Source organism: Thermocoleostomius sinensis A174, from assembly GCF_026802175.1.
GTDB lineage: Bacteria > Cyanobacteriota > Cyanobacteriia > Elainellales > Elainellaceae > Thermocoleostomius > Thermocoleostomius sinensis.
Genome location: NZ_CP113797.1, coordinates 1,575,962 through 1,598,160 on the forward strand (window position 1 = coordinate 1,575,962; position 22,199 = coordinate 1,598,160).

Below are 22,199 nucleotides of genomic sequence, written 5' to 3' on the forward strand. Positions count from 1 at the left end.
TGCCTTTTTCTTCTCCTGCATCCGTCATTCCTCACGTTTCTAAACAGTGTTCAATGATGGCGGCATTGACGACCTTCGGGTTGCCGCTAGAGGCGACATGTCCACAGTTAGGAATGAGTTCTAGACGAGCCTCGGGTAAGCGAGATTGCAGGCGTTCACCGTCGGTGGGCGGGAACCATCGATCGCGATCAGACCAAAGAATCAGGGTTGAATGCTTGATCGTATGTAAGTGCTGCTGAATTGCTCCCAACAGCGTCGGCTGTTGTTGCAGAGTGCGATCGATTTCCTGCGCGGCCAACTGCAAGTCGGCAGCAAATTGGGTCAAGGCTCCGGTTCGATAGAGGTAGGGATAGGTTAACCAGTAAAGCTCATCATCGCTAATTGAATTAGGATCAACGACCACCTCCTGGCGCACCCAGCGCATTATTTCCTGCACCAGCGGGGCAAACGGACACAATAGCTGCCCTTGATCGACCCACTGCACCCACTCCAAGGGCAGATACGACAGTAATTGCATTCCCCAACTGGGCAGTTGTTTAGGAAAAATCGGGACGTTTATTAGCACCAGTCGATCGAGCAAGTCCGGCTGGGATTGAGCTAAGGCGAGGGTCGTCAGTGCCCCCATGGATTCAGCCGCGACACATACTGGGCGATCGCTGAGCGCTTGAATCATGCGCCCCAGTTCAAGCACCTGATGGCCTACTGTTTCGGGAAGTGGAGCCGCAGACGAGAAACCATAGCCTTTAGCATCGACACAAATAACGCGGAAATGCTGGGACAACGGTTGAATATTGGCACGCCAGTTATAGCTCCAACTGCCAATGCCATGCAGCAACATTAACGGTTTACCCGTCCCCACTTCACCATAGGCGATCGTCACTGGGCGATCGCTGGCATCTACAATTGTCAGGGTTTGCCGTCCCGATGGAAACTGTTGTTGCCACCAATCACCCATCAGTCCCAACCCTATTGATACGTTGCCATCGGCAAACACGAACACACCAAGTTTCGATCACCGTAGGCATTGTCAATGCGATCGACGGCGGCCCAGAATTTGTTGTCTCGTGTCCAGGTAGTGGGATAGGCGGCTTGCTCCCGAGAATAGGGGCGATCCCAGTGATCTTGCAACAGCGTAGCCGCCGAGTGAGGTGCATGTTTCAGCAAGTTATGCTCCCGATCGGCATTGCCTGCTTCAATTTCACGAATTTCAGCGCGAATGGCGATCATGGCTTCACAAAAGCGATCGAGTTCTGATTTTGCTTCACTTTCAGTTGGTTCCACCATAATGGTTCCTGCGACAGGCCAGGACATGGTGGGCGGATGAAAGCCATAGTCAATCAAGCGCTTAGCCACATCTTCCGCCTCGATCCCTGCCGATTTTTTGAACTGGCGCAAATCGATAATGCACTCATGGGCCACTAGACCTTGCTTACCTTTATATAGCACCGGATAGTGTCCCTCTAGTCGTTTAGCGATGTAATTGGCGTTGAGAATGGCAACTTGCGTGGCTCTAGTTAGTCCGATTGTCCCCATCAGGGCAATATACATCCAGGAGATCGGCAGAATGCTGCTACTGCCCCACGGCGCAGACGACACGGCGCCTACTGGTAACGATGCAGATAATTCAGTTGGCATTTTTACAACAGAATGCTGAGGCAGGAAGGGAATGAGATGCGCTTTAACGCCGATCGGCCCCATACCTGGGCCGCCCCCACCATGCGGAATGCAAAAAGTTTTGTGTAAATTCAGGTGACAAACATCGGCACCAACATCTGCCGGACGACACAGCCCCACCTGCGCGTTCATGTTGGCTCCGTCCATGTAAACTTGCCCCCCGTGATCATGCACAATTTGGCAAATGTCGAGGATGCCTTCTTCAAATACGCCATGCGTTGAGGGATACGTCACCATCAGTGCGGCCAGATGATCTCGGTGCTTTTCAGCTTTGGACTGGAGATCGGCAATGTCAATGTTACCGTCTTTGTCACAGGCTACTGGAACCACTGTCATGCCAGCCATCACTGCGCTGGCTGGGTTTGTGCCATGCGCCGATTCGGGAATTAGGCAAATATTGCGATGCGCCTCACCTCGGTGTTGGTGATAGTAGCGAATTGCCAACAGTCCAGTGTATTCTCCTTGCGAGCCGGCATTGGGCTGAAGCGAGATGCCGTCAAATCCGGTAATTTCTGCCAACCATTGCTCCAGTTGTTGAAACAGGATTTGATAGCCCTGAGTTTGCTCTAGTGGGGCAAATGGGTGCAGATTGGCAAATTCTTCCCAGGTTACGGGAATCATTTCAGCCGTAGCGTTAAGCTTCATCGTGCACGAACCCAACGGAATCATGGCCGTCGTCAGCGACAGATCTTTAGATTGCAGGCGATACATGTAGCGCAGTAGTTCTGTTTCCGATCGATACCGATGAAAAACCGGATGGGTGAGGTAAGGCGTGGTGCGGCGCAGGTTCGCAGGAATCGGAGACTCCAGAACGTGATCGATTGCTTGATCAAGCACGCTTATCCCATTCGTTTGATCGGACGGGTCGGAGCCAGCAAAAACTTCCAGCAGATTGAGCACATCCTGTTCAGTTGTGGTTTCATCCAGCGAAAGTCCGATTGCGCTAGTGCCAATGGCTCGTAGGTTGATTTGCCGATCAATCGCCCGTTGCCAGATCTCCGCTTGCCGATCGCCCACCTCGACTCGCAGCGTGTCAAAAAAGGGAGCACTGCCCAGTTCATAGCCCTGTTGCTTCAGCCCGGTTGCTAGAAGAAGCGTCAGTGCATGAATGCGATCGGCAATGTGCCGTAGACCCTCGGGCCCGTGATAAACCGCATACATGCTAGCCATCACTGCCAGCAGCACTTGCGCTGTACAAATATTACTGGTAGCCTTGTCGCGACGAATGTGTTGCTCGCGCGTTTGCAGGGCTAAGCGTAGGGCAGGACGACCCGCCGCATCTTTGGAAACTCCTACCAAACGCCCCGGCAGTTGACGCTTATAGGCTTCTTTGGTAGCAAAATAGGCAGCATGGGGGCCCCCATAGCCCATCGGCACACCAAACCGCTGAGTACTGCCAACAGCAATATCGGCTCCAAACTCACCGGGGGGTTTCAGCACAGTCAAACTCAACAGATCGGCAGCAACAGTAACTAGTGCTCCGGTGGCATGGGCCCGATCGACAAACTCAGCATACTCGTAGACTGCTCCATCGCTAGCAGGATATTGCAGTAAGACTCCAAAGATGGGTTGGTCAAACTCAAAGGTGCGGTGATCGCCGACAATCACCTCAATCCCCAACGGCACTGCCCGCGTTTTGATCACATCGATCGTTTGAGGATGGCAGTCTTGCGATACCCAAAAAGCCGTTGCCTCACCTTTATATTGTCCATAACTCATAGCCATCGCCTCAGCCGCGGCTGTGCCCTCATCTAGCAACGACGCATTGGCAATTTCCAACCCAGTTAGATCCATTACCATCGTCTGGAAGTTAAGCAAGGCTTCTAGGCGACCTTGAGCAATTTCAGGTTGATAGGGTGTGTATTGCGTATACCAACCGGGATTCTCTAAAATGTTGCGCTGAATCACGGGCGGCGTAATGCAGTTGTAGTAGCCCATACCAATGAACGATCGAAATACTTGATTCCGTGAGGCGATCGCTTTCAACTCCTGCAATAATTCCGATTCACTGCGCCCTGTGCCCAACTGCAACGGTTGCTTTAGGCGAATTGCCGCCGGAACAGTGCGATCGATTAACGCTTCCAGCGACTCAATTCCCAAGAATTCCAGCATTTGCTCCACTTCAGCTTCATTAGGGCCGATATGCCGCGATACAAACGCTGACACCGTGGGAAACTCCTTGAGAAATCTAACTTCCTGTGTCGTCTGTGACTTCGATCGAACCCCGTTTGGGGGTGGCACCGATTGAAACCCCTTGGAATGCTGGCTCGAAGTATCGAACTCGGTTGCCGTGTGGGTTGCACCTTTCAAGTCAGTGGAAAACTCAGATGACATAGGAACATTTAGGAGGGATGGGGAAGGCAGAAATACATACTAGTAAATTTCTATCGACTTCTGAAATAATTTGCAACAAAAGCCACTTGCCATCAAAGCGATCCCTCTTCAGGTTGTTACAAAGAGTCGTTACGAAAGAATTCACTCTAACTTTTCAACATTTCATAACCACTCTGACGAATAAGCCCCCCAGCATCACTGCCAGGAGGCTGCTCCCCTATCCGAAGGGATATGGCTAGTATGCCCTGATTTTCGAAAACGGTACGAAAGGAAAGGCAGAAGGAAGAGTGAAAGTTTGGGCTTGCAGTCAGCCTCAAGGGGGAAACCATTCCCAGATGCAGGCACGTTCAATTTAATGAGTCAAAAGTTACATTTTGTAAAAACTGAGTTGTTACTTCTAATTCTTGCTCAGCGTTTAAGCCTTCATCTTCTATCTGTTATCCTTCTCCACAATTCCCTTCCCTTCAGTCCCCTAAACTGGATACAATACGACCGATAGCTGAATCATCGCAATAGTCATTCTCTTAATTATGAGTGTAGTTAGCCAAGTCATTCTCAACGCCGATGATGAGCTTCGCTACCCCAGCAGTGGCGAACTCAAGAGCATCAAAGAGTTTTTACAAACTGGTGAACAGCGGATGCGCATCGTATCTACGCTGGCTGAAAACGAAAAGAAAATTGTACAGGAAGCAAGCCGACAGCTTTGGCGGAAGCGTCCAGATTTCATTGCTCCGGGTGGGAATGCGTATGGCGATCGTCAGCGCGCTCTCTGCCTGCGGGACTATGGCTGGTACTTGCGCTTAATCACCTATGGTGTGCTCGCGGGCGACAAAGAGCCGATCGAAAAAATTGGCTTAATTGGCGTGCGCGAAATGTACAATTCGCTGGGCGTTCCCGTACCAGGAATGGTAGAGTCGATTCGTTGTTTGAAGCAAGCTGCCCTGGCACTGCTTAGCGATGAAGATGCGGCAGAAACCGCTCCCTATTTCGACTACATTATCCAAGCGATGTCATAAGCTGGCATATACTGGTTATTCAAATTCAAATAATTCACGGTTAATTCAAGGGCTGGAAGCTGAGAATGAAGGGTAGGGTCTGATCTGACGTTGCTCTTGATTTTCAGAGTTCAGCCCTTGATTGTGCGATGGTGTCCTGCTTTTTCCTTGAAATTGCCGCCGATGGTCTTTGCTGAAAGTTACCAGTGCTTTCGAATTGTAGCGCCAACGCAACCAGTCAACTCCATCACAGATAGATAACCTATAGAACCTTAAAGTAAAAATCTTAGGCAAGTGGAGACGGCTGTGCTCAAGCGAGTGTATTTAGCTAATCCTTATGGATTTTCTCAACAACAACGATCGTTGTTGCTGCCGCCGATCGTGCAAGCATTGGAACAGCTAGGAGCTGAGGTATGGGAGCCGTTTGCTCGCAACAACCAGGTTGACTTCTCGCAAGCGGGTTGGGCTTATCAGGTGGCGCAAGCTGACCTGAATGATGTGAAAACCTGTGATGGCATATTTGCGATTGTCAATGGAACACCACCCGATGAAGGGGTAATGGTGGAACTGGGGATAGCCATAGCCCTCAACAAAGCCATTTTTCTGTTCCGTGACGATTTCCGCCGCTGCACTGACAGTGAACAATACCCGCTGAATCTAATGGTCTTTTCGGGTTTACCTGAAACAACATGGGAAGATCATTACTATACCTCGATCGAGGAAATTGGATCTTCCCATAAAGCGTTGTATCGTTGGCTACAGTCGAGCTAGGAGCTTGCAATTAAGCCTCTGTTTCAATTCGCTTGTCTAAGTTTTTCTCAGCAAAATACTTGGTGAGGAAGGTATTCACAAGCGATAAAACCACGGGACCTAAAATGATTGCTAGCAGTCCACGTACCACAAAACCAGGAACCAAAACAGATGCCAACCAGAAACAAATGCCATTAACAACCAATGAGAATGCGCCAAGCGTTACGTAATTTAAAGGCAGCGATAAGGTGGACAAGATTGGGCGGATGGTCGAATTAATTAAACCAACTGCGATCGCCGCAATCAGCGCCGCAGGAAAGGTATAAATATCAACGCCGGGAACGACGAGATCGACGACGAGTAAACTAAGAGCAGTTGCTAAAGTGGTAAGGAAGAAGCTAAGCATATTTTTCCCTTCTTTATAAACGTACCTTTCATTCAAGGCAAAAATATTAGTTTTCGCATCACTCTACAGTGAGAGTCTACATCGCTCTCACCCAGTCATTGGATGGATTTAGGTCGAATACGTGATGTGCAACTATCCGTCTTTTGCCTCCTCAATCTTCCTCGCTCTGGGGCGGTGTCCGAGGCAGTGGGATGATTTAGTGTACAAATCAAAACCACATTAGAGATAATATTGGCGATTGCAGATAATGACCCTAGCGTGAACAGCACTCCTAAAAATAGAAATACGCTTAGACATTTCAAGTTCCAGGACGGTTGCGTAACGCTTCACTCATGTATGATCGATCGCCCAACACCTCTAGCAGCGGGCCATATTTGCCAAACCTGACCTGGCTGATTGAACCTGCCAAGGCACTGATTCGATCGCGATACCGTCCTAGATCAATTCCTAGTAGGCTGCACAGGATAATGCGAATCGTCGCTTTATGAGAAACCACTAGCACATTGCCATCGCTGTATTTCTGTTCAATTTCAGCAATGACCGCAGAAGCGCGGCTAGCAATTTGTACGGCTGTTTCGCCCCCTGTAGGTGGATTCCAAGCAGGTTCCGTCAGCCAGCGTTCATAATCTTCAGCGAAGTGGGCTTTAACCCACTCACTGGTTTTATCTTCCCACTCGCCATAGCGAATTTCTTTCAGTCCGTCTCGCAACTGCATCTCCATGCTGATTGCCTCACACAGTGGTTTAGCCGTCGCGATCGTGCGTTTCATTGGACTAACGTAAATGGCTTGCCAGGGAACCGATTGATACGCTGCTGCAAATTCCGATGCCATTTGGTTGCCCGCATCGGTGAGTTCCGGATCAAGCTCGCCGCAGTAGCCACCAGTTTGGCTGTAAATTGTTTCGCCGTGTCGAATTAGGTAGAGAGTAAGGGCCATGGGGAAGAAGGATGAGGGAGTGGGGAGTCGGGAATTGGGAGTGGGGAACAGGGAACAGGGAAGAACAAGTGAACTGTTGAAGGGTTTGCTATTAAGAGTTTTACTACGTTTAGGGTCTTACTCAATGTTTTACGCTTAGCATTTCGGTCTATCGCTATGGCAGGGAGAGTAAAGGCACGTTTGGTTCATTACGCCAGTTCCGGTAAAGGCTTCGCCTTCCACAGAATGGCAGACAAAAATTAAGGGACGTTTAGCTAAACGTCCCCACACCACCAAATTGAGTCACTTTTCAGTAGATCGGATCAAGCGTCCCCCGATTCGGTTTAGTTATTTCCGGTTTCGCTCGATTTGCTATTGCCATCTGTGTTATTGCGCACACGCCAGGCAATCTCCAACAACCGTACCCACCGTTTATGAACCTGTTTTGGTGTGCATTTCAGAATTTTGGCGATTTCTGGATCGCTTAATTGTTGCGATTTGAGTTTCAGCAACTGCTGCTGTTCGGGTGAAAGCTGCTGATGAAACTCTTCCCATTGCTGTTGTCGCATTCCTAGATTTTGGTCTAAATCTGCGCCCAGCCACTGATGTACCAGTTGCCAGTTGTGCGATCGGGCAAACTTCTCGACGTGATATTTGAATCGCTGCTGCAAATAGTCGCGCTGGCGAGCGGAAAGTCCCAAAATTTCATCAATCTCTGGAGCCGATAGATCTTGTAGCTTCAGTGTTAAATAATCAATGCAGTCGGTTTGCCCTTGCGATTCTAGATAGGCCACCAGTTCATTGATCACCCGATCGCGTACAACAGAATCAGCCGGATCAACAGCGTCGGCAACCATTTGCTCGCGCACTTGCTGTACTACTGGCGATCGGCTATGAATTTCAGCGTCTTCGCCTTTGGCTGACTCAACCGCCATTTCCAAATCTAATGTTGTTTCTAGAGGTTGACGGTTGGCAAAGCCCTGGGCCCGTAGCACAATTAACTGCTGGTTTCGTCGTCCGGGTAGGGTGATGCGTCGCTTAGCATAATGTTCGGTAAAAGCCATATATTCGGCGAGTTCCAACCGAGTCCGTGGGCTATACCCCTCATCAAGCTGGTGTTCGCGTCGAAAGGCTTTCAGGGCTTCAATATAAAAGCCTTGGAGAAAATCTTCTACCATGCTGTAGCGCGCACTAAAGCCAAGTTGGGCCCGACCCGGTGAGACATGGCGGTAAACCATTGTACTTAAATGACTATGCAGTTCAACACGACCGCGTCTGGAGCCAAGTTTATGGTAATATAAGCACTTTTGTAGCCGATGCCGCACCAGTGTAGACTGCCAGGAGGCAATTTGACCTGAAGTTTGAATGCGATCGCTTTTAACGCAAATGCGCTCGACTTCGGTAGCAATTCGAGCCATAACCTGGTCAACGCCAGACGAGGCGGGTAACTCAGCTTGAAGTTCAACTAAGATTGATTTGGCTAACTTCAGCAGCGATGAACGGGCTTGTTCTGAAGAAACCTCGGTTGGGTTGTCATTCGTCAAAGCTTCATGCACCGTTGTTGAAGTGTCGGTAGATTCTAATTCTGCGATTGAACAGGTATGAGGCATGGCTTTCTCTGGGTTGGGGGCATCGTGGGAGTTTTCAGATTGATTCATAATTGACTCTGTGGTGATGCACGATATCGACAGGGAAATACAGACTCGGGCATTATTGGCAAGACCCTATGGCCTTGTCTAGAGATTGGGCAGTTTTTGTTCAAATCTTCTTAGAAGCCATAGAACTTAAAACCCAATAACTTGTTTCTGTCCGAGTTAGCTTCACCTGTTGGTTTCACTTGCTCTATTTCTGCCTACAAGAGCACTTCGTAAAACTTCGGGTAGGTTTAGAGATCTATATGTCAGTTCTTAAGGTGGTTTCCTGATCTACGAAAATTCGCTTGAGAAAGCGATCGAGCTTTACAAAAATTTGCGCCCACAAAGCCCCATACAGCAAGGCTTTTAAAAAAACTGTCTACTTAAATTAAAAACTGTCCACTTTTAGGAAGTAGACGATTTCTCATCTGGCTCAGTCCCAGTCGATTAGCCGTTGTTTTAACCAAAGCGCGACATCACACTTCAATTTCTGTGACCCATTCTGCTACCGCCTCCCAGCCTCGTCCCTTACGAACAATCGTTGGCTGGTCTGTTGTTAAGTCAAGAATGGTGGACACTTGCAAGCTAATCGGAGAGCGATTGTCAATAATCAAGTCTACGAGCTTATCGAGTTGATCAAATAACTCGATCGAGGACATGGGGGGATCAGTCATCTGAGGCATCTCTTCAGTGCACTGAGCGATCGTCGTAGCAGAAGTAGAAATAATCGGGTTGCCCAATGCCTGCAACAACGCTTGACAAATTGTGTGATCTGGCACGCGAATGCCTGTGGTTTTGCGTTTTGGACTCATGACCAAACGCGGAACCTGTTTGGTCGCTGGCAGTAAAAAGGTGTAGGGGCCTGGAATTAAGCGTCGAATTAACCGATAGGCTGCATCACTAACCTGGGCATATTCGGCAATATTTGACAAAGAGGAACATAGAAAGGTGAGGGGCTTATCGTTAGAGAGTTGTTTGATTTGACGCACTCGCTCGACAGCCGATTTAACATGAAGATCGCACCCGATCGCATAGACGGTATCGGTAGGATAAAGCATCACCGCTCCTTGGCGCAGAGCATCCCGAATGGCTTCAACGTGTCGCACTTGGGGATTGTCTGGATGAAGCTGATAAATCCTCGCCATAACCGTTCTCTCCTACAAAGCCTCACATCACCTGATTCCACGATTGAATAATTTCAAGACCCAACCCACTCCAACCACCATGACAAAGCTAGCCTACCTAGAATGCCCAACTGGTCTAGCGGGAGATATGTGCTTGGGAGCGCTCGTTGATAGTGGCGTTCCCCTAGAGTACTTAGTTGAAAAGCTCAGTTTATTAGGAATAAGCCAGGAATACAATGTGTGGGCAGAACGAGTACACCGCAATGGGCTGCAAGCCACTAAAGTTCATGTCGATCTGGCTCCTTCTCCCCATTCACATCCTACTCCCCATGATCATCCTCATCCTACCTCGATCGGGTCGCCGCTGCCGGAATCGGCTGATTCCATCCCTACGCATACTCATGAGCACAGGCATGATCATGGACATGATCCTACGTATGAACACAGGCATGACCACGCGCATTCTCACTCTACCAGTCGTCATTTGCTCGACATCGAAGCATTGATTCAAGCGGCTGATTTGCCCGATCGCGTCAAAAACTGGAGTCTGCACATTTTTCAACAATTGGCAGCGGCCGAAGCCGCTGTTCACGGCATTCCTCCAGAGCAGGTGCATTTTCATGAAGTGGGAGCCACCGATGCCATCGTCGATATTGTCGGCTCTTGTATAGGGTTTGATTGGTTAGGGATTGAACAGTTCTATTGCTCGGCGCTTCCCGTTGGGGGGGGGACGGTGCGGGCGGCGCATGGACTCTTACCTGTTCCAGCCCCAGCCGTTTTAAAGCTACTGGAGATGCGACACGTTCCTATCTACAGTAATGGCATCGATCGAGAATTGGTGACACCGACCGGAGCCGCGATCGTCACCGCACTGGCCACCAGCTTTGGCCGACCTCCCGCAATGCAGCTACAGCGAGTTGGGCTAGGAGCGGGGTCACGTAATTTACCGATTCCCAATATGCTGCGGCTGTGGATTGGCACACTTGAATCGGTGGCAGAAATCAAGTCTTTGCCATCGAAACAGGCATCCACAACTTCTGCAATCGATCCGCACTTTTCAGAATTCCATTCCAGCCAATCGCTGTCGTCTTCTGTAGAGACCATCACGCTGCTTGAAACTCAAATCGACGACCTCAATCCGCAGGCGATCGGGTACGTGTTCGAGGCTCTATTTGCGGCCGGCGCGCTAGATGTGTTCACTCAGGCGATCGGCATGAAGAAATCGCGATTGGGGGTGTTGCTGACAGTTGTGTGTCACCCTCAACAGACCGATGCTTGCGAAACAGTTTTGTTTCGTGAAACCTCCACATTGGGCATTCGTCGATCACAGCAGCAGCGAGCCATTCTACCGCGTCAATTTGAAACGGTGGAAACGCCCTATGGAAAAGTACGCATTAAAATCACACAACGGGGTGCTAATCCAATCATCAACGGACAGCCTGAATACGAAGACTGCGCCACGCTAGCTAGAGAGTGTCGAGTTCCTTGGCAAGAAGTGTACCGGCTAGCTCTATGCCAGTGGTACCACTGCCAAACGCATCAAATCCCTAAAAATCTTTAAGAGGAAGCCGATCGAAAGCGCCCCTTGAACTGCTTGCATAATCGCAATTCAGTTCCCTTTTTATTCCAATGCACCTGATCAAAAATCTGATGAAGAATGTACAGTCCTCGACCGCACTCGCCAACTTGGTTAATGTCTTCCTCCGCTTCCTCAACGTTGCAGGAACACGAACAACCCGGAGAGAATCCAGTACCCTGATCGGCAATCACCCACCAATACTGATCATCCAGAACAAAAAACTCAACAAGAACTGTTTTACTGGGGTCTAGATTATTGCCGTGCTTGGCTGCATTAACCAAGGCCTCCTGTAACCCAAGCCTCAAATCATCTTGCCACTTAGAAGGAACTTCTGCTAATAGCAGATCCAGAATTGGACGCAAGTGTAGGGTCGAAGCAAAGCTTATAGTACCCCATTTACGCCCAGAGGGACGCAGTGAGATGGCAATCACTCAGAGAACCTCAGAGCTTTCAAGTATGTGAACGACATTCTCTAGCCTGACTCTTTGCATTAGGGTTTCCTGTCTCAAAGAGCGCTAAAGAAACGGGTGAACAAATTATCACTGTGAAAAATGACACTTGAACTACCGAGCTTACATTACCAACAATTAGGTCTCTATGTCGGAGCCATAAACTCTGCCCTAGAGCCTCAGAAGAAGCCGTTTAGCTGACTTCATCATAGCACAGCACCCCTATCCTCCTAAAGAGGGTTGCTCTGTAGCTTATACCGTTGAGGATAATGGCAAGAATAAAAAAGAATGACAGATTTTTCCTATGAATCTGTAAAGTTCTGGTAAAGTGTCTTCAAATCTGAGATGGGAGCATTCTATGTTCCGTCAGAGGTTTTTAGTGATGGATATACTCTCTCAACATAAAAGGCGGCACAGATGTAACGTTTTAGTGAACTGCCCGTAGAAGTACTGGTTTGAGCGATCGAAACATGTCACTATAGAGCAACCTAAACTCTTGAGTTCAGGGAAATTGCAGTCCGTTTTAGCAGTCCGTTTCAATGGTTACGTTTCGCTACTTAATACCCCAGCTATGGCATCACTCGTTACCTACTTGATGCGAACCGATCGATTATCACTAGTCTTATAAAGCGACTAGGCAAAATTACTCAAAAGCAGCTATGAGCAAGTCAAATGAACTATCGCGATTGTCCAGGGGGGATGGCTCCAAATGAACCAGGTTGAGTTATTGAATGTAGCGATCGACAATGTATCTATGCAAGAGTTACTGGCAAGCCTAAACCAAGGCGTTGTCTTTACACCTAATGTAGATCATCTAGTAAAACTACAGAGCGATCGCGAGTTTTTTGAGGCCTACATGGCGGCAGATTATCGAACTTGCGATAGTAAAATCATCTACTATGCACTGAAACTGGTAAGACGCCCGATCGTAGAAAAAATTTCTGGTTCGGATTTGTTTCCTGCCTTCTATCAATACCATAAGCATAATGAAGACGTAAAAATCTTTTTGTTAGGAGCTAAGGAAGGGGTGGCGGCCGAAGCTCAAAGGCGAATCAATGCCAAAGTTGGGCGCGATATAGTCATTGGTGTTCACTCGCCGTCATTTGGGTTTGAACGTAATGAAGAAGAGTGCCAACAGATAATTGAGATGATTAATCAATCTGGCGCTACTGTCTTAGCTATTGGTGCAGGTGCACCCAAGCAAGAGAAATTTATTCATAAGTATAAGAACCAATTTAAGCACATCAAAATCTTCATGGCGATCGGAGCCACAATCGATTTTGAAGCAGGTAATGTTTCCCGTGCTCCAAAATGGATTAGTGAAATGGGCTTGGAGTGGTTATACCGCCTGGTATCAGAACCACGGCGCTTGTGGAGACGTTACCTTCTCGAAGGCCCGACGTTCTTCTGGTTTTTACTGATGCAGGCGATGAAGCTCTATGTCAATCCCTTTGATAGTACAGAGTCCGATCGTTCAAAATATAAAACAATTATCAAGGGAGCATAAGCCCGTTGGTCATCTAACCCCCATTTAGACCCCATTGATTAAGCTTTGCTATTGCAGTGCTCATAGCTGAACCTGAGTTGTACTTGACTGGTTCGTCAACTCAGGTTCTTTTATTAGGGCAGGAGAGTAACGAGATTAAATCAACATTTTAGGGAATGCTAGATCAGGCTAGAACGGTTTTGTCAATATTCAAGCGTTCTGCCCTGATTACTTCATGTCAGTTCAAAGATTTTCGTTAGACGCACTCAAAAAAGTTAGACAGTATATTCAAACCACGCTGTCCCTAGCGGCGATCGAACGACGCACTCAAACCTGGGCAACCTTGGCAGCCACAGAGGATTGGCCAGAGCCAGAATTGCTAGTGGATTTGAGTGAAGTATTCACTTTTGGCGGCTTGTCGGTTGAGGAACGATCAAAAGCTTCAGGCAATAACACTTGGTTTATCAGTCCAATTAACCCAGGGGCTGCCCTGCTGAAGCTACCGAGCTTACGTTTAAAAACAGATATGCGCTTGGTCAGTTTTTTGTATCGCTTAGCAGAGGACGGGGTGGGTGTTACATTCGCAATTCCTGAACGATCGAGTACAACAGCACACCTAGAGAAGGCGATACAGATGAGCAATGGACTGAAGCATCCCCCCAAACCTAAAGAAGCGCTACCGCATGTAATGGAAGCGGTTGAAGGCGATCGATCGCCCGTTTCGTTTGTAGTGGCATCATTGCTATATCGCGAGTTTCAAGAATTTGGCGCGTTGGGGCAATACAGCCGTTGGCAACATCATCACCTGATTGAGGCAATTCCAGTCCAAGCACGCTGTGACTGGCAAGTAGAACAACCGATCAAAGATTTAGCGGCAAAGGCTAGGATTTTAGCGAACGGACAAGCGGCCGTCGAATTTTTTTCCTACCGAACGGGGAAAGCCACCGTCATCTATCGCCATTTTGATCACTACCCACCCGATCGCTACTGCCCCACAAGTGCGAACAAAGCGATTGCCATCATTCGTCCCTCCTAGTTTGCACGATCGCTTGGATTGCTTGAATCACCACCTTGGAGAAGACAAGCAGGAACAGTAAGATAAAAGAGTTGTGTAAAGAAATGTAACAATGCAAGATAAGGTGGTTGTGGTGGTAGGTGCGACCGGGGGGATTGGATCAACGGTAGTGCGAAAACTGGCACCGATGGGGGCACGTTTAGTGCTAGCCAGTCGAGACGCCGATCGGCTTACAGCTTTAGCCAATCAAGTAGCGGTTAGTATCCCCGATCGAATACTGATGGTGCCAACGGATATTACGCAACCCCAGTCTGTTGCAGCCCTCATGCAAGCCACTCTGGATGCCTTTGGCAGACTTGATGTTTTGGTGAATGCGGCTGGTATCGGCCTTCTGAAGCCGTACAACAAGGTGGAAGCGTCTGACTTGGATGCCATGCTGGATGTCAATTTAAAGGGTAGCTTCTATACTTGCCAAGCGGCGGCAACTGCTATGAAAGAGCAGAAATCGGGTCACATTTGCAATGTGATTGGCATTCTTGGTAAACATCCCATGGCCATGGCTTCTGCCTACTGTGCCTCTAAATATGGAGTGGTGGGTTTCAGCAAGTGTATGGCCGATGAACTGAAGCGCTTTGGTATTAAATTTACCTTATTTTATTTGGGCGGCGTTGATACGCCGTTTTGGGACAACATCAGTTTGAAGGTCGATCGCCATAAGATGCTGCGTCCTGACACAGCCGCTGATGCCATTTTGTTTGCGCTGGCGGCCGATCCCCAAGCTGTTCCTTTAGAGGTGAATATTCAGCCAGAAAGCCACTTATTCTTCTAGGCTAGAGAAAGATTGGGATCTACGAGTTCCAACCGTACTTGCTCCCTAGAAACGACATGATGGCTTGCAATCAGCACAACTTAAACACGATTAATGCCATAAGCATTGATCATGTTCACTTCTATGTCGAAGATGCAGAAGCGTGGCGACGTTGGTTTGTTCAAGTGCTTGGCTTTCAATGGGTCGGTCGCTGGATGCGATCGGACACGCACACTGAAATTGTAGAGAGCGGCGACATTTCATTTCGGCTATCTGCCCCCTTGACAGCGAATAGTGCCGTTGCTAACTACTTGCAACAGCATCCCCCTGGTGTGGCAAATGTCGCCTTTCGAGTGGCTGACCTAAACACTGTCTTACAGGCAGCACAGGCGATCGGAGCACTCGTGTCCTCTGTGTCCGATTCAGGTGGGCAAAGAAGTGTGCAAATTCGAGGCTGGGGAGATCTACTTCACACGGTGATTGAGGCAACCAGTGCTACCGCAGCTAGTCCCAATTCCAAGGCTGGAATGGTGCAACCCTTCACGACCATTGATCACGTTGTTTTGAATGTGGGGGTTGGCGAACTAGATGCCGCGTTAACGTATTATGAATCGCTCTTTGGGTTCCAGCGCCAGCAAAATTTCGCCATTCGTACCGATCGATCGGCCCTCTGTAGTCAAGTATTGGCCCACCCCAACGCTCGAATTCAATTTCCCATCAATGAACCAGGATCTCCCAGTTCGCAAATTCAGGAGTTTCTAGATTTAAATCAAGGGGCCGGAATACAGCACATTGCCCTACAAACTCAAAATATTTTGCAGACGATCGCGCAACTGCGAAATCAGGGGCTTTCCTGCTTATCTGTGCCAGTTAGCTATTACGAACAACTGCGTCAACGTCCCGGGTTCTCGCTTTCACCTGAAGAATGGCAGGCGGTAATGACTCAAGAAGTTCTGGTCGATTGGCCAGCCAATATTCCACAGGCATTGCTTCTGCAAACCTTTACCCAACCAATTTTTCAACAACCTACCTTCTTCTTTGAACTAATTGAGCGTCGCCTATATCGAGATCATGATCGCTATCAGCAGACCCAGGGGTTTGGTGAAGGGAATTTTCAAGCCTTGTTTGAAGCGATCGAGCGGGAGCAAATGAAACGGGGAAAGTTGTAGGTGAGATTGACTCAGCCAAAAAACCGATCGCCTGCTGTTGGGACGGGACGATCGGTTGATTGCTTGTTGGTTAATCTGTAATCAGCTAGCTAGACAAAGACAGGCTCATCTCTGGTTCCAAGCTCTTCCTAGTTCTTGTTAAGAAACGCTTGGGCTTGTTTTAGAGCAATTTGACCAATGTTATAAAGCGCCCAGCCACCTGCTAAGAGCACAGGCAATAAGACAATTAAGACTCTCCAATCCATAGCGATAAGAACCTCCGAATAAAGATTTGTGAATTGCTCTCATATTTAATACTTATTTTGCGTCGAATTGGCTGAATTTTCTAGTCCCCTGCTACATTCCATTTCTCAGTATCGTTGCAAACCTGGCCAACTTGAAGCAACATTCCTTCCCGAGCCAGTTGAACCGTTGGAAAACAGGACTGGACTTCAGCTTCAACCTGGTCGAGGAAATCATCCTCATGGGCAGGATCATGGTGGAACAATACAATTTGCTTTACCTTGGCTGCCATCGCCACTTCGATTCCGGCATACCAAATTGCCGGCTGTTGGTTGGCGATCGATTTTGGATCGTAGTAGGCATAGTCGGCATAAGCAGCATCATAGATCAGCAAGTCTGCTTCATGGGCCAAATATAACAACCCTTGATCGAGCGGATTCGGTAGGTGCTCGGTGTCAGTTGCATAAACCACCGAGTATCCGTTCCAGCTAACGCGATATCCCAGAGCGCGATTCGGGCGATTCAAAGAGATGGTTTCAATCACCACATCATCCAACGTAATGACCGTGCCAGGAGAAATATCATGAAATGCCAGAGTCGATCGCATCACTTGTAGCGGCACCGGAAAATTAGGACGCAACATCTGCTCACATAAGCGCTGCTTAATCGAGGCACCATTTTGCCCCGCGGCCCCGTAAATATGAAACTGGTTACCTTCAATAAACGCTGGAATGAAGAAAGGAAATCCTTGAATGCGATCCCAATGGGTATGGGTGAAGAAAAGATGGGCTTGAACGGGCATCTCATGTACTAAGTGCTGCCCCAATACTCGCAATCCGGTACCCCCATCAAAAATTAGCCGCTTACCTGCCACCTGTAATTCTACGCAAGCGGTATTCCCACCATAGCGAGCCGTTTCTAGCCCAGGGGTGGGGATACTGCCTCGTACACCCCAAAACCGAACCGTAAACGGGGGAACGTTATTGCTAGCAGTAGACGGATGACCCTTCGCGGGATTGCCCAACACGTTCATTTCAGAGGAGTCAAAACCTGGCATTGCTGATGGATTGAACCCTTATTAATTGATTATTGTAGTTGTATTAATAGAACTAATAAGATAATAAGATTTTTGCTGTAGGTTTAATGATGTGGTTGGGGGAGTCAGTCCATTGCTCGGCTCGTGCGCTAAACAATGAACTTAATTGGTTAATTTTCGCTGAAAACTGACCTGAACCGGATGAAATAAGTAAAAAGTAGAGAATTTCAGCAGCAGTAAATGCTAGAACGCGATTTGGGGATTCCATCGCTTCAACCCAGTCCAGAATTTTTTACTCGCTTAATGTATTTTTCCCAAAGTTTTGGCAAGTTAAACAAAGTGATGTTGCAAAAAAGAGCGAACCGATCGTCCGCTCTCATCTTTGCATCTCAATGCCAATCATTGCGTGTTGTTTAACTCAAGCAACAATTACTTTGTGGCAGCTTGAATACAGGCTTCTACCAGTGGTGTAACTTGATCTACGTCTTTCCACCCTAATATTTCAGTCACTTTCTTCTCTAGGTTCTTGTAAGTGCGGAAAAACTCGGCAATTTCTTCAAGGCGGTGGGGGGCAATATCCTTAAGCGATTTCACATCTGCATAGCGAGGATCTTTTGCAGGAACACAGAGAATTTTCTCGTCGCGATCGCCACTGTCTACCATTTCCAACATGCCAATTGGACGGGCTGCAATCACGCACCCTGGAAAGGTTGGTTGATCCATGATGACCATGCCATCGAGCGGGTCGCCATCATCTGCCAACGTGTTAGGAATAAATCCATAGTCATACGGATATTGCACAGACGCATAGAGCACCCGATCGAGCGCAAACGCTTGCATATCCTTGTCGAATTCATACTTATTCTTGCTTCCAGCCGGAATTTCAATTAAGACATTGACAACACCAGCTTTTGGCTGAGGGGGAATGAGCGATAAATCCACAGCGTTTCTCCAAATTGACAGTATGAGGATACAGCCCAAACTACAGCGTGATCTGAACACCAGGTCTGAACACCGATGCCGGTATCTTGCTCAGATTGAGGCCGTTCCCTCGACTAGCATTGTAAGAGAAGATGTGGAACAGTTTTCGTCACACTCACTCAGACCAATCTATTCGACAGTAGCCGTTTCCTCAAAAATTGCGTGCAGAGTTGGTAGCCAGGGCAGATCCGTCACGCCTGAATCATAGCCTAACTGGTTGAGCAATGTCGTTAGTTGTCCGCGATGGTGGATTTGGTGGTTAAACAGATGTGTCACCAGCAGCCAAGTTGGCAAGGTCCGAGGTTTTTTGTCTAGATTGCTGGTGTAGGTGAAAGGTTGTGCCAGCCATGCTGGAGAAAGCGATTTCGTCCAATTTGTGATTGTTTGATCCGTCAACTGTCGTTGATGGCGTAATTCATCAAAATCGCTGTAAAGTTCTTGCTTAATTGTGTAGGGTACCGGTTGTTGAGTGAAGCGACCCATCCAAATTCGATCGCCTACTAACAAATGATTCAATGTTCCATGAATTGATTTAAAAAATGCGCCGAGATCTTCTTTGCGTTTCTCATCTGGAATCTTTGCGCAAATTTCGTATAACTTTTGATTCATCCAGGCGTTATACGCAGCCATAATTTCATAGTAGTTAGTCTCTAACATTGCTTGAACATCGCTGGGGTCGGTTTACTATGGCTCAGCTAAGTTTAAACAAAAGATCGAGGGAGTATTGCCCTCGATCTAGAGTAAAGAGTTATTGATAATAGCGTTGATCCAGCCACACTCGTACTTCCTGTTCAGTGGTTAGAATTTCAGTCTGATGCGTGACTGGATCATAGACCTTGAAATACACATTGCCATCCCGATCGTGCTTTTGATAGATCTTCGGCTCGGAAGACTCAGCAAATGCCGACAGTAGGAGGTTCCAGATGCGTTCAAACGATCGACGAAGGGAGAATTGACGTTGGCGAGCTTGAGTGTCCTCAATAAATGTGTCCAGCTCTTTAGAAGAGATCAAAACATAATTCGATCGTGAATAATCATAGGATTTCATGGAAGCAATCTCCTGCAAAAAAGGGCGGGGATAAATGGCAATGTTGAGAAGGGAACCGCTTGATCGATCGCTGCCATTGGTTACTTCGTTGAACGGATAGCAGATGCATCAATTGAATCAAGCTGGCTTACGAACTTGCGCCGTTGTGAGGGTGGCCGTGAGTTGTATTCTCCATAGAAATTGCTGAATTGCCAAAATAGTTTCAACACTTGTAGAATTCGAGCCGCCAGAGAGGACGGTTCATGACGATAGATTGGGGTTTGAGAAGAAGACTGAATCATTTTTTCCTCCTGCTTGATTGCTGATACCTTCAATTTAAGAATTCCTTCATGGAAGATCAAAAACTCTGATAGATACCTTCCATGAGCAAAATTGATGGAAATGAAGAATAGCAAGAACTCAATGCCTAGTGACTGTTCTGGGTGGATGTTTCTATTGTCTTGAAGAAGTCTTGAGCAGAACAGATGCAGTTGAGCTAAATTGTTATGAACACAGTTTTAATATTTGCAACTGTTATGGTCTTGATTGGGGGTAGCTGTATGGGTCATCTGCAAAATGAATTCACCGAGTGGGGGCAAGATGAAAATTAAGCTAGTGGATGCTGTAGATCAGCCGCTTTATGAACAAGTCGCCAATCGGATGCGTGGCCTGATGGCAGAAGGAACTTTAAAAATGGGCGATCGATTGCCGTCGGTGCGGAAGCTACACCAACAGCTATCGGTCAGCATTTCGACAGTGCTGGAGGCCTACCGCATCTTGGAGGATGAAGGCTTGATTGAGGCGCGCCCACAGTCGGGATATTTTGTTAAGCGCATTCAATGGCAACGCCCAGAGGAGCCAAACCAGTTAGTGCTGCCTAAGTCAACCTATCCAATGGAAGTGTCACTGGCGTTTCGAGTGAGTCATGAGATGCGCGATCCAACAAAAATACAGTTGGGGGCGGCGGTTCCGGGTATAGAACTGTTGCCAATTGCGGGACTGAATCGGTTGATGAGTCAAGTGACACGGGCACAGGCAGCACTGGCGCACTCGTATCACATTTCTAAAGGCTATGAGCAGTTGCGCTACGAAGTGGCGAAGCGGTTGATGGATGCGGGATGTTCGATGAACCCGGAGGAAATTGTGATTACCAATGGCACAGCCGAAGCTATTTTTCTGTGCTTGCGGGCGATTACTCAACCGGGGGATACGGTGGCGATCGAATCTCCGACCTATTACGGCTTTTTGGAAACGCTGGAATCGTTGCATTTGAAAGCGCTAGAAATTCCTACTCATCCCAAGGACGGGATTGTTTTAGAGCATCTAGAGGTAGCCTTGGCTCAACGCCAGATCGCGGCTTGTTTGCTCGTCTCTAATTTCAGCAACCCGTTGGGCAGTTCTTTGAGTGATCTCAAAAAGAAGCAGCTTTTGCAACTGCTCGATCGCTATGATGTGCCCTTGGTGGAAGATGATATCTACGGTGAGTTGTATTTTGAGGGCACGCGCCCCAAAGCGGTTAAGGCATTTGATACTCGTGGCAGCGTGTTGTACTGTGCATCGGTCAGCAAAACATTGTCACCAGGGATACGAGTGGGTTGGTGTGTGCCGGGGCGACATCAAACCAAAGTCGAGACGTTGAAGATGGCCATGAATTGGACAACGACGATGCCTTGTCAACTCACGGTTGCAGCGTTTCTGGGTACGGGCGGATATGATCGACATTTGCGACAGTTGCGGCGGGCGTATCAATCACAAATCAACAACATGACGCAGGCTATCTATGAGTGGTTTCCAGCAGAAACGAAAGTATCGCGTCCGGCTGGAGGATATGTGCTGTGGTTACAGTTGCCCGATGAATTTGACTCAATGCAACTGTATGAAGCGGCATTACAGCATGGTATTAGTATTGCTCCTGGTATCATGTTTTCGCCCTCTGGAACCTACCGCAACTGTTTGCGATTGAATGCGGGCATTGTCTGGACAGAGCAGGTACATCAAGCTGTAAAAACTGTCGGTTTTTTAGCAAAACAACAATTGGCTACTTAACAACCTAGCACGGGTTGACTCAGCGTCGATACAGGCTTTGCTCTAGCGCGATCGTTGGGTGGTGAGAGTAGGGGTTGCAATGATCGTGACTAAGGCAAGGAACCCCTGTTTGACAGAGATGGAAGAATATCCGGCATTTCCCGACTCCCCATTCCCGCTCACCTCTTACCGATCGACATAGCGTTTATAGATGCGCATAATCTCTCCGGGTTCTCGCACCGTGGCTTGCTGAATCTGGGCATAGGGCAAGGCCCGTGACCAGTTTTCCACCCGACAATAGCCACAGTGATACAGGTGGGCAATCTCGGCTTCTACGTCTTCGGGTTGTCCAATCATCAGAATTTTGACGGCGCGGCGCTTGCTTCTGATCGATTGTGCGTCTCCCGATGAAATATCAATGAAGTCAGCCATAGTTCAGAACTCCTAGTTTCAGATGAGGAAACTAGAAGCCAAATTCGATTCACCATTGCAGCAAGATCTGTCAGCTAGATGAGATAATCTCTTCTAGCCTTAGACCGGTCACGCTCCGGTTTAAGGTTAGCTGGTTA

General features: G+C 48.1%; 22 protein-coding genes. 8 read left to right on the forward strand and 14 right to left on the reverse strand.

Going from position 1 to position 22,199, the window contains the following annotated elements; translation table 11 throughout:
• Window positions 1-31: 31 nt before the first annotated feature.
• Both OXH18_RS06800 and gcvP read right to left on the reverse strand, forming a co-directional pair.
• On the reverse strand, window positions 32-955 hold the full coding sequence (locus OXH18_RS06800; protein ID WP_268611712.1) for an alpha/beta fold hydrolase: 924 nt from the start codon (window positions 953-955) through the stop codon (window positions 32-34).
• A gap of 11 nt (window positions 956-966) precedes the next feature.
• On the reverse strand, window positions 967-4,008 hold the full coding sequence (gene gcvP, locus OXH18_RS06805; RefSeq protein ID WP_268611713.1) for an aminomethyl-transferring glycine dehydrogenase: 3,042 nt from the start codon (window positions 4,006-4,008) through the stop codon (window positions 967-969).
• A gap of 530 nt (window positions 4,009-4,538) precedes the next feature.
• Here gcvP and apcD point away from each other — a divergent pair.
• Together apcD and OXH18_RS06815 are read left to right on the forward strand one after the other, a co-directional pair.
• The gene (gene apcD, locus OXH18_RS06810) at window positions 4,539-5,024 is read left to right on the forward strand and encodes an allophycocyanin subunit alpha-B (protein WP_268611714.1); all 486 of its coding nucleotides are present in this window, start codon (window positions 4,539-4,541) and stop codon (window positions 5,022-5,024) included.
• 285 nt (window positions 5,025-5,309) lie between these two features.
• Window positions 5,310-5,774: a nucleoside 2-deoxyribosyltransferase gene (locus OXH18_RS06815; RefSeq protein ID WP_268611716.1), complete on the forward strand. Its 465-nt coding sequence runs from the start codon at window positions 5,310-5,312 to the stop codon at window positions 5,772-5,774.
• 10 nt (window positions 5,775-5,784) lie between these two features.
• Here the strand turns inward: OXH18_RS06815 and OXH18_RS06820 are convergent, their stop codons facing one another.
• From OXH18_RS06820 to OXH18_RS06835, 4 genes are all read right to left on the reverse strand, one after another.
• Window positions 5,785-6,159: a phage holin family protein gene (locus tag OXH18_RS06820; RefSeq protein WP_315874684.1), complete on the reverse strand. Its 375-nt coding sequence runs from the start codon at window positions 6,157-6,159 to the stop codon at window positions 5,785-5,787.
• 298 nt (window positions 6,160-6,457) lie between these two features.
• Window positions 6,458-7,096: a histidine phosphatase family protein gene (locus OXH18_RS06825; protein ID WP_268611718.1), complete on the reverse strand. Its 639-nt coding sequence runs from the start codon at window positions 7,094-7,096 to the stop codon at window positions 6,458-6,460.
• A gap of 323 nt (window positions 7,097-7,419) precedes the next feature.
• Window positions 7,420-8,733, reverse strand: a complete 1,314-nt coding sequence (locus OXH18_RS06830) for a HetZ-related protein (RefSeq protein ID WP_268611720.1) — start codon at window positions 8,731-8,733, stop codon at window positions 7,420-7,422.
• Between the two features lie 452 nt (window positions 8,734-9,185).
• Window positions 9,186-9,854, reverse strand: coding sequence for an L-threonylcarbamoyladenylate synthase (locus OXH18_RS06835; RefSeq protein WP_268611722.1), 669 nt, complete (start codon window positions 9,852-9,854; stop codon window positions 9,186-9,188).
• 79 nt (window positions 9,855-9,933) lie between these two features.
• On the opposite strand from OXH18_RS06835, the gene larC reads away from it, so the two are divergent.
• Complete coding sequence (gene larC, locus OXH18_RS06840; RefSeq protein ID WP_268611724.1) at window positions 9,934-11,394, forward strand: nickel pincer cofactor biosynthesis protein LarC; 1,461 nt, start codon at window positions 9,934-9,936, stop codon at window positions 11,392-11,394.
• Here the strand turns inward: larC and OXH18_RS06845 are convergent.
• Window positions 11,391-11,843 (reverse strand): ATP-binding protein, encoded by a 453-nt coding sequence (locus tag OXH18_RS06845; RefSeq protein WP_268611725.1) that lies wholly within the window; start codon window positions 11,841-11,843, stop codon window positions 11,391-11,393. The genes larC and OXH18_RS06845 overlap by 4 nt on opposite strands.
• Window positions 11,844-12,570: 727 nt before the next feature.
• On the opposite strand from OXH18_RS06845, the gene OXH18_RS06850 reads away from it, so the two are divergent.
• The 4 genes from OXH18_RS06850 to hppD all read left to right on the forward strand — a co-directional run bounded on the left by OXH18_RS06850 (window position 12,571) and on the right by hppD (window position 16,339).
• Window positions 12,571-13,368: a WecB/TagA/CpsF family glycosyltransferase gene (locus OXH18_RS06850; RefSeq protein ID WP_268611726.1), complete on the forward strand. Its 798-nt coding sequence runs from the start codon at window positions 12,571-12,573 to the stop codon at window positions 13,366-13,368.
• Between the two features lie 214 nt (window positions 13,369-13,582).
• The gene (locus tag OXH18_RS06855) at window positions 13,583-14,383 is read left to right on the forward strand and encodes a hypothetical protein (protein ID WP_268611727.1); all 801 of its coding nucleotides are present in this window, start codon (window positions 13,583-13,585) and stop codon (window positions 14,381-14,383) included.
• Between the two features lie 91 nt (window positions 14,384-14,474).
• Entirely contained in the window at window positions 14,475-15,191 is a 717-nt protein-coding gene (locus OXH18_RS06860) for an SDR family oxidoreductase (RefSeq protein WP_268611729.1), read from the forward strand.
• A 56-nt stretch (window positions 15,192-15,247) separates the two neighbouring features.
• Window positions 15,248-16,339: a 4-hydroxyphenylpyruvate dioxygenase gene (gene hppD, locus OXH18_RS06865; RefSeq protein ID WP_268611731.1), complete on the forward strand. Its 1,092-nt coding sequence runs from the start codon at window positions 15,248-15,250 to the stop codon at window positions 16,337-16,339.
• Between the two features lie 128 nt (window positions 16,340-16,467).
• On the opposite strand, the gene OXH18_RS06870 is transcribed toward hppD, so the two are convergent.
• The 6 genes from OXH18_RS06870 to OXH18_RS06895 form a co-directional block, all read right to left on the reverse strand.
• A complete protein-coding gene (locus OXH18_RS06870; RefSeq protein ID WP_268611733.1) occupies window positions 16,468-16,584 on the reverse strand; it encodes a photosystem II protein Y in 117 nt (38 codons plus the stop codon).
• A gap of 80 nt (window positions 16,585-16,664) precedes the next feature.
• Window positions 16,665-17,618, reverse strand: a complete 954-nt coding sequence (locus OXH18_RS06875; RefSeq protein ID WP_268611734.1) for an MBL fold metallo-hydrolase — start codon at window positions 17,616-17,618, stop codon at window positions 16,665-16,667.
• Window positions 17,619-18,026: 408 nt separating this feature from the next.
• Window positions 18,027-18,539, reverse strand: a complete 513-nt coding sequence (locus OXH18_RS06880) for an inorganic diphosphatase (protein WP_268611735.1) — start codon at window positions 18,537-18,539, stop codon at window positions 18,027-18,029.
• A gap of 168 nt (window positions 18,540-18,707) precedes the next feature.
• A complete protein-coding gene (locus OXH18_RS06885) occupies window positions 18,708-19,235 on the reverse strand; it encodes a DinB family protein (protein ID WP_268611737.1) in 528 nt (175 codons plus the stop codon).
• Window positions 19,236-19,326: 91 nt separating this feature from the next.
• Window positions 19,327-19,626, reverse strand: a complete 300-nt coding sequence (locus OXH18_RS06890; protein WP_268611738.1) for a hypothetical protein — start codon at window positions 19,624-19,626, stop codon at window positions 19,327-19,329.
• An 80-nt stretch (window positions 19,627-19,706) separates the two neighbouring features.
• Window positions 19,707-19,907 carry a hypothetical protein gene (locus OXH18_RS06895; RefSeq protein WP_268611740.1) on the reverse strand — a complete coding sequence of 67 codons (201 nt, stop codon included), beginning with the start codon at window positions 19,905-19,907 and terminating at the stop codon, window positions 19,707-19,709.
• Window positions 19,908-20,205: 298 nt separating this feature from the next.
• Here OXH18_RS06895 and OXH18_RS06900 point away from each other — a divergent pair, with 298 nt between their 5' ends.
• Window positions 20,206-21,651: an aminotransferase-like domain-containing protein gene (locus OXH18_RS06900; protein WP_268611742.1), complete on the forward strand. Its 1,446-nt coding sequence runs from the start codon at window positions 20,206-20,208 to the stop codon at window positions 21,649-21,651.
• 165 nt (window positions 21,652-21,816) lie between these two features.
• On the opposite strand, the gene OXH18_RS06905 is transcribed toward OXH18_RS06900, so the two are convergent.
• Complete coding sequence (locus OXH18_RS06905) at window positions 21,817-22,062, reverse strand: hypothetical protein (RefSeq protein WP_268611743.1); 246 nt, start codon at window positions 22,060-22,062, stop codon at window positions 21,817-21,819.
• Between the last annotated feature and the right edge of the window lie 137 nt (window positions 22,063-22,199).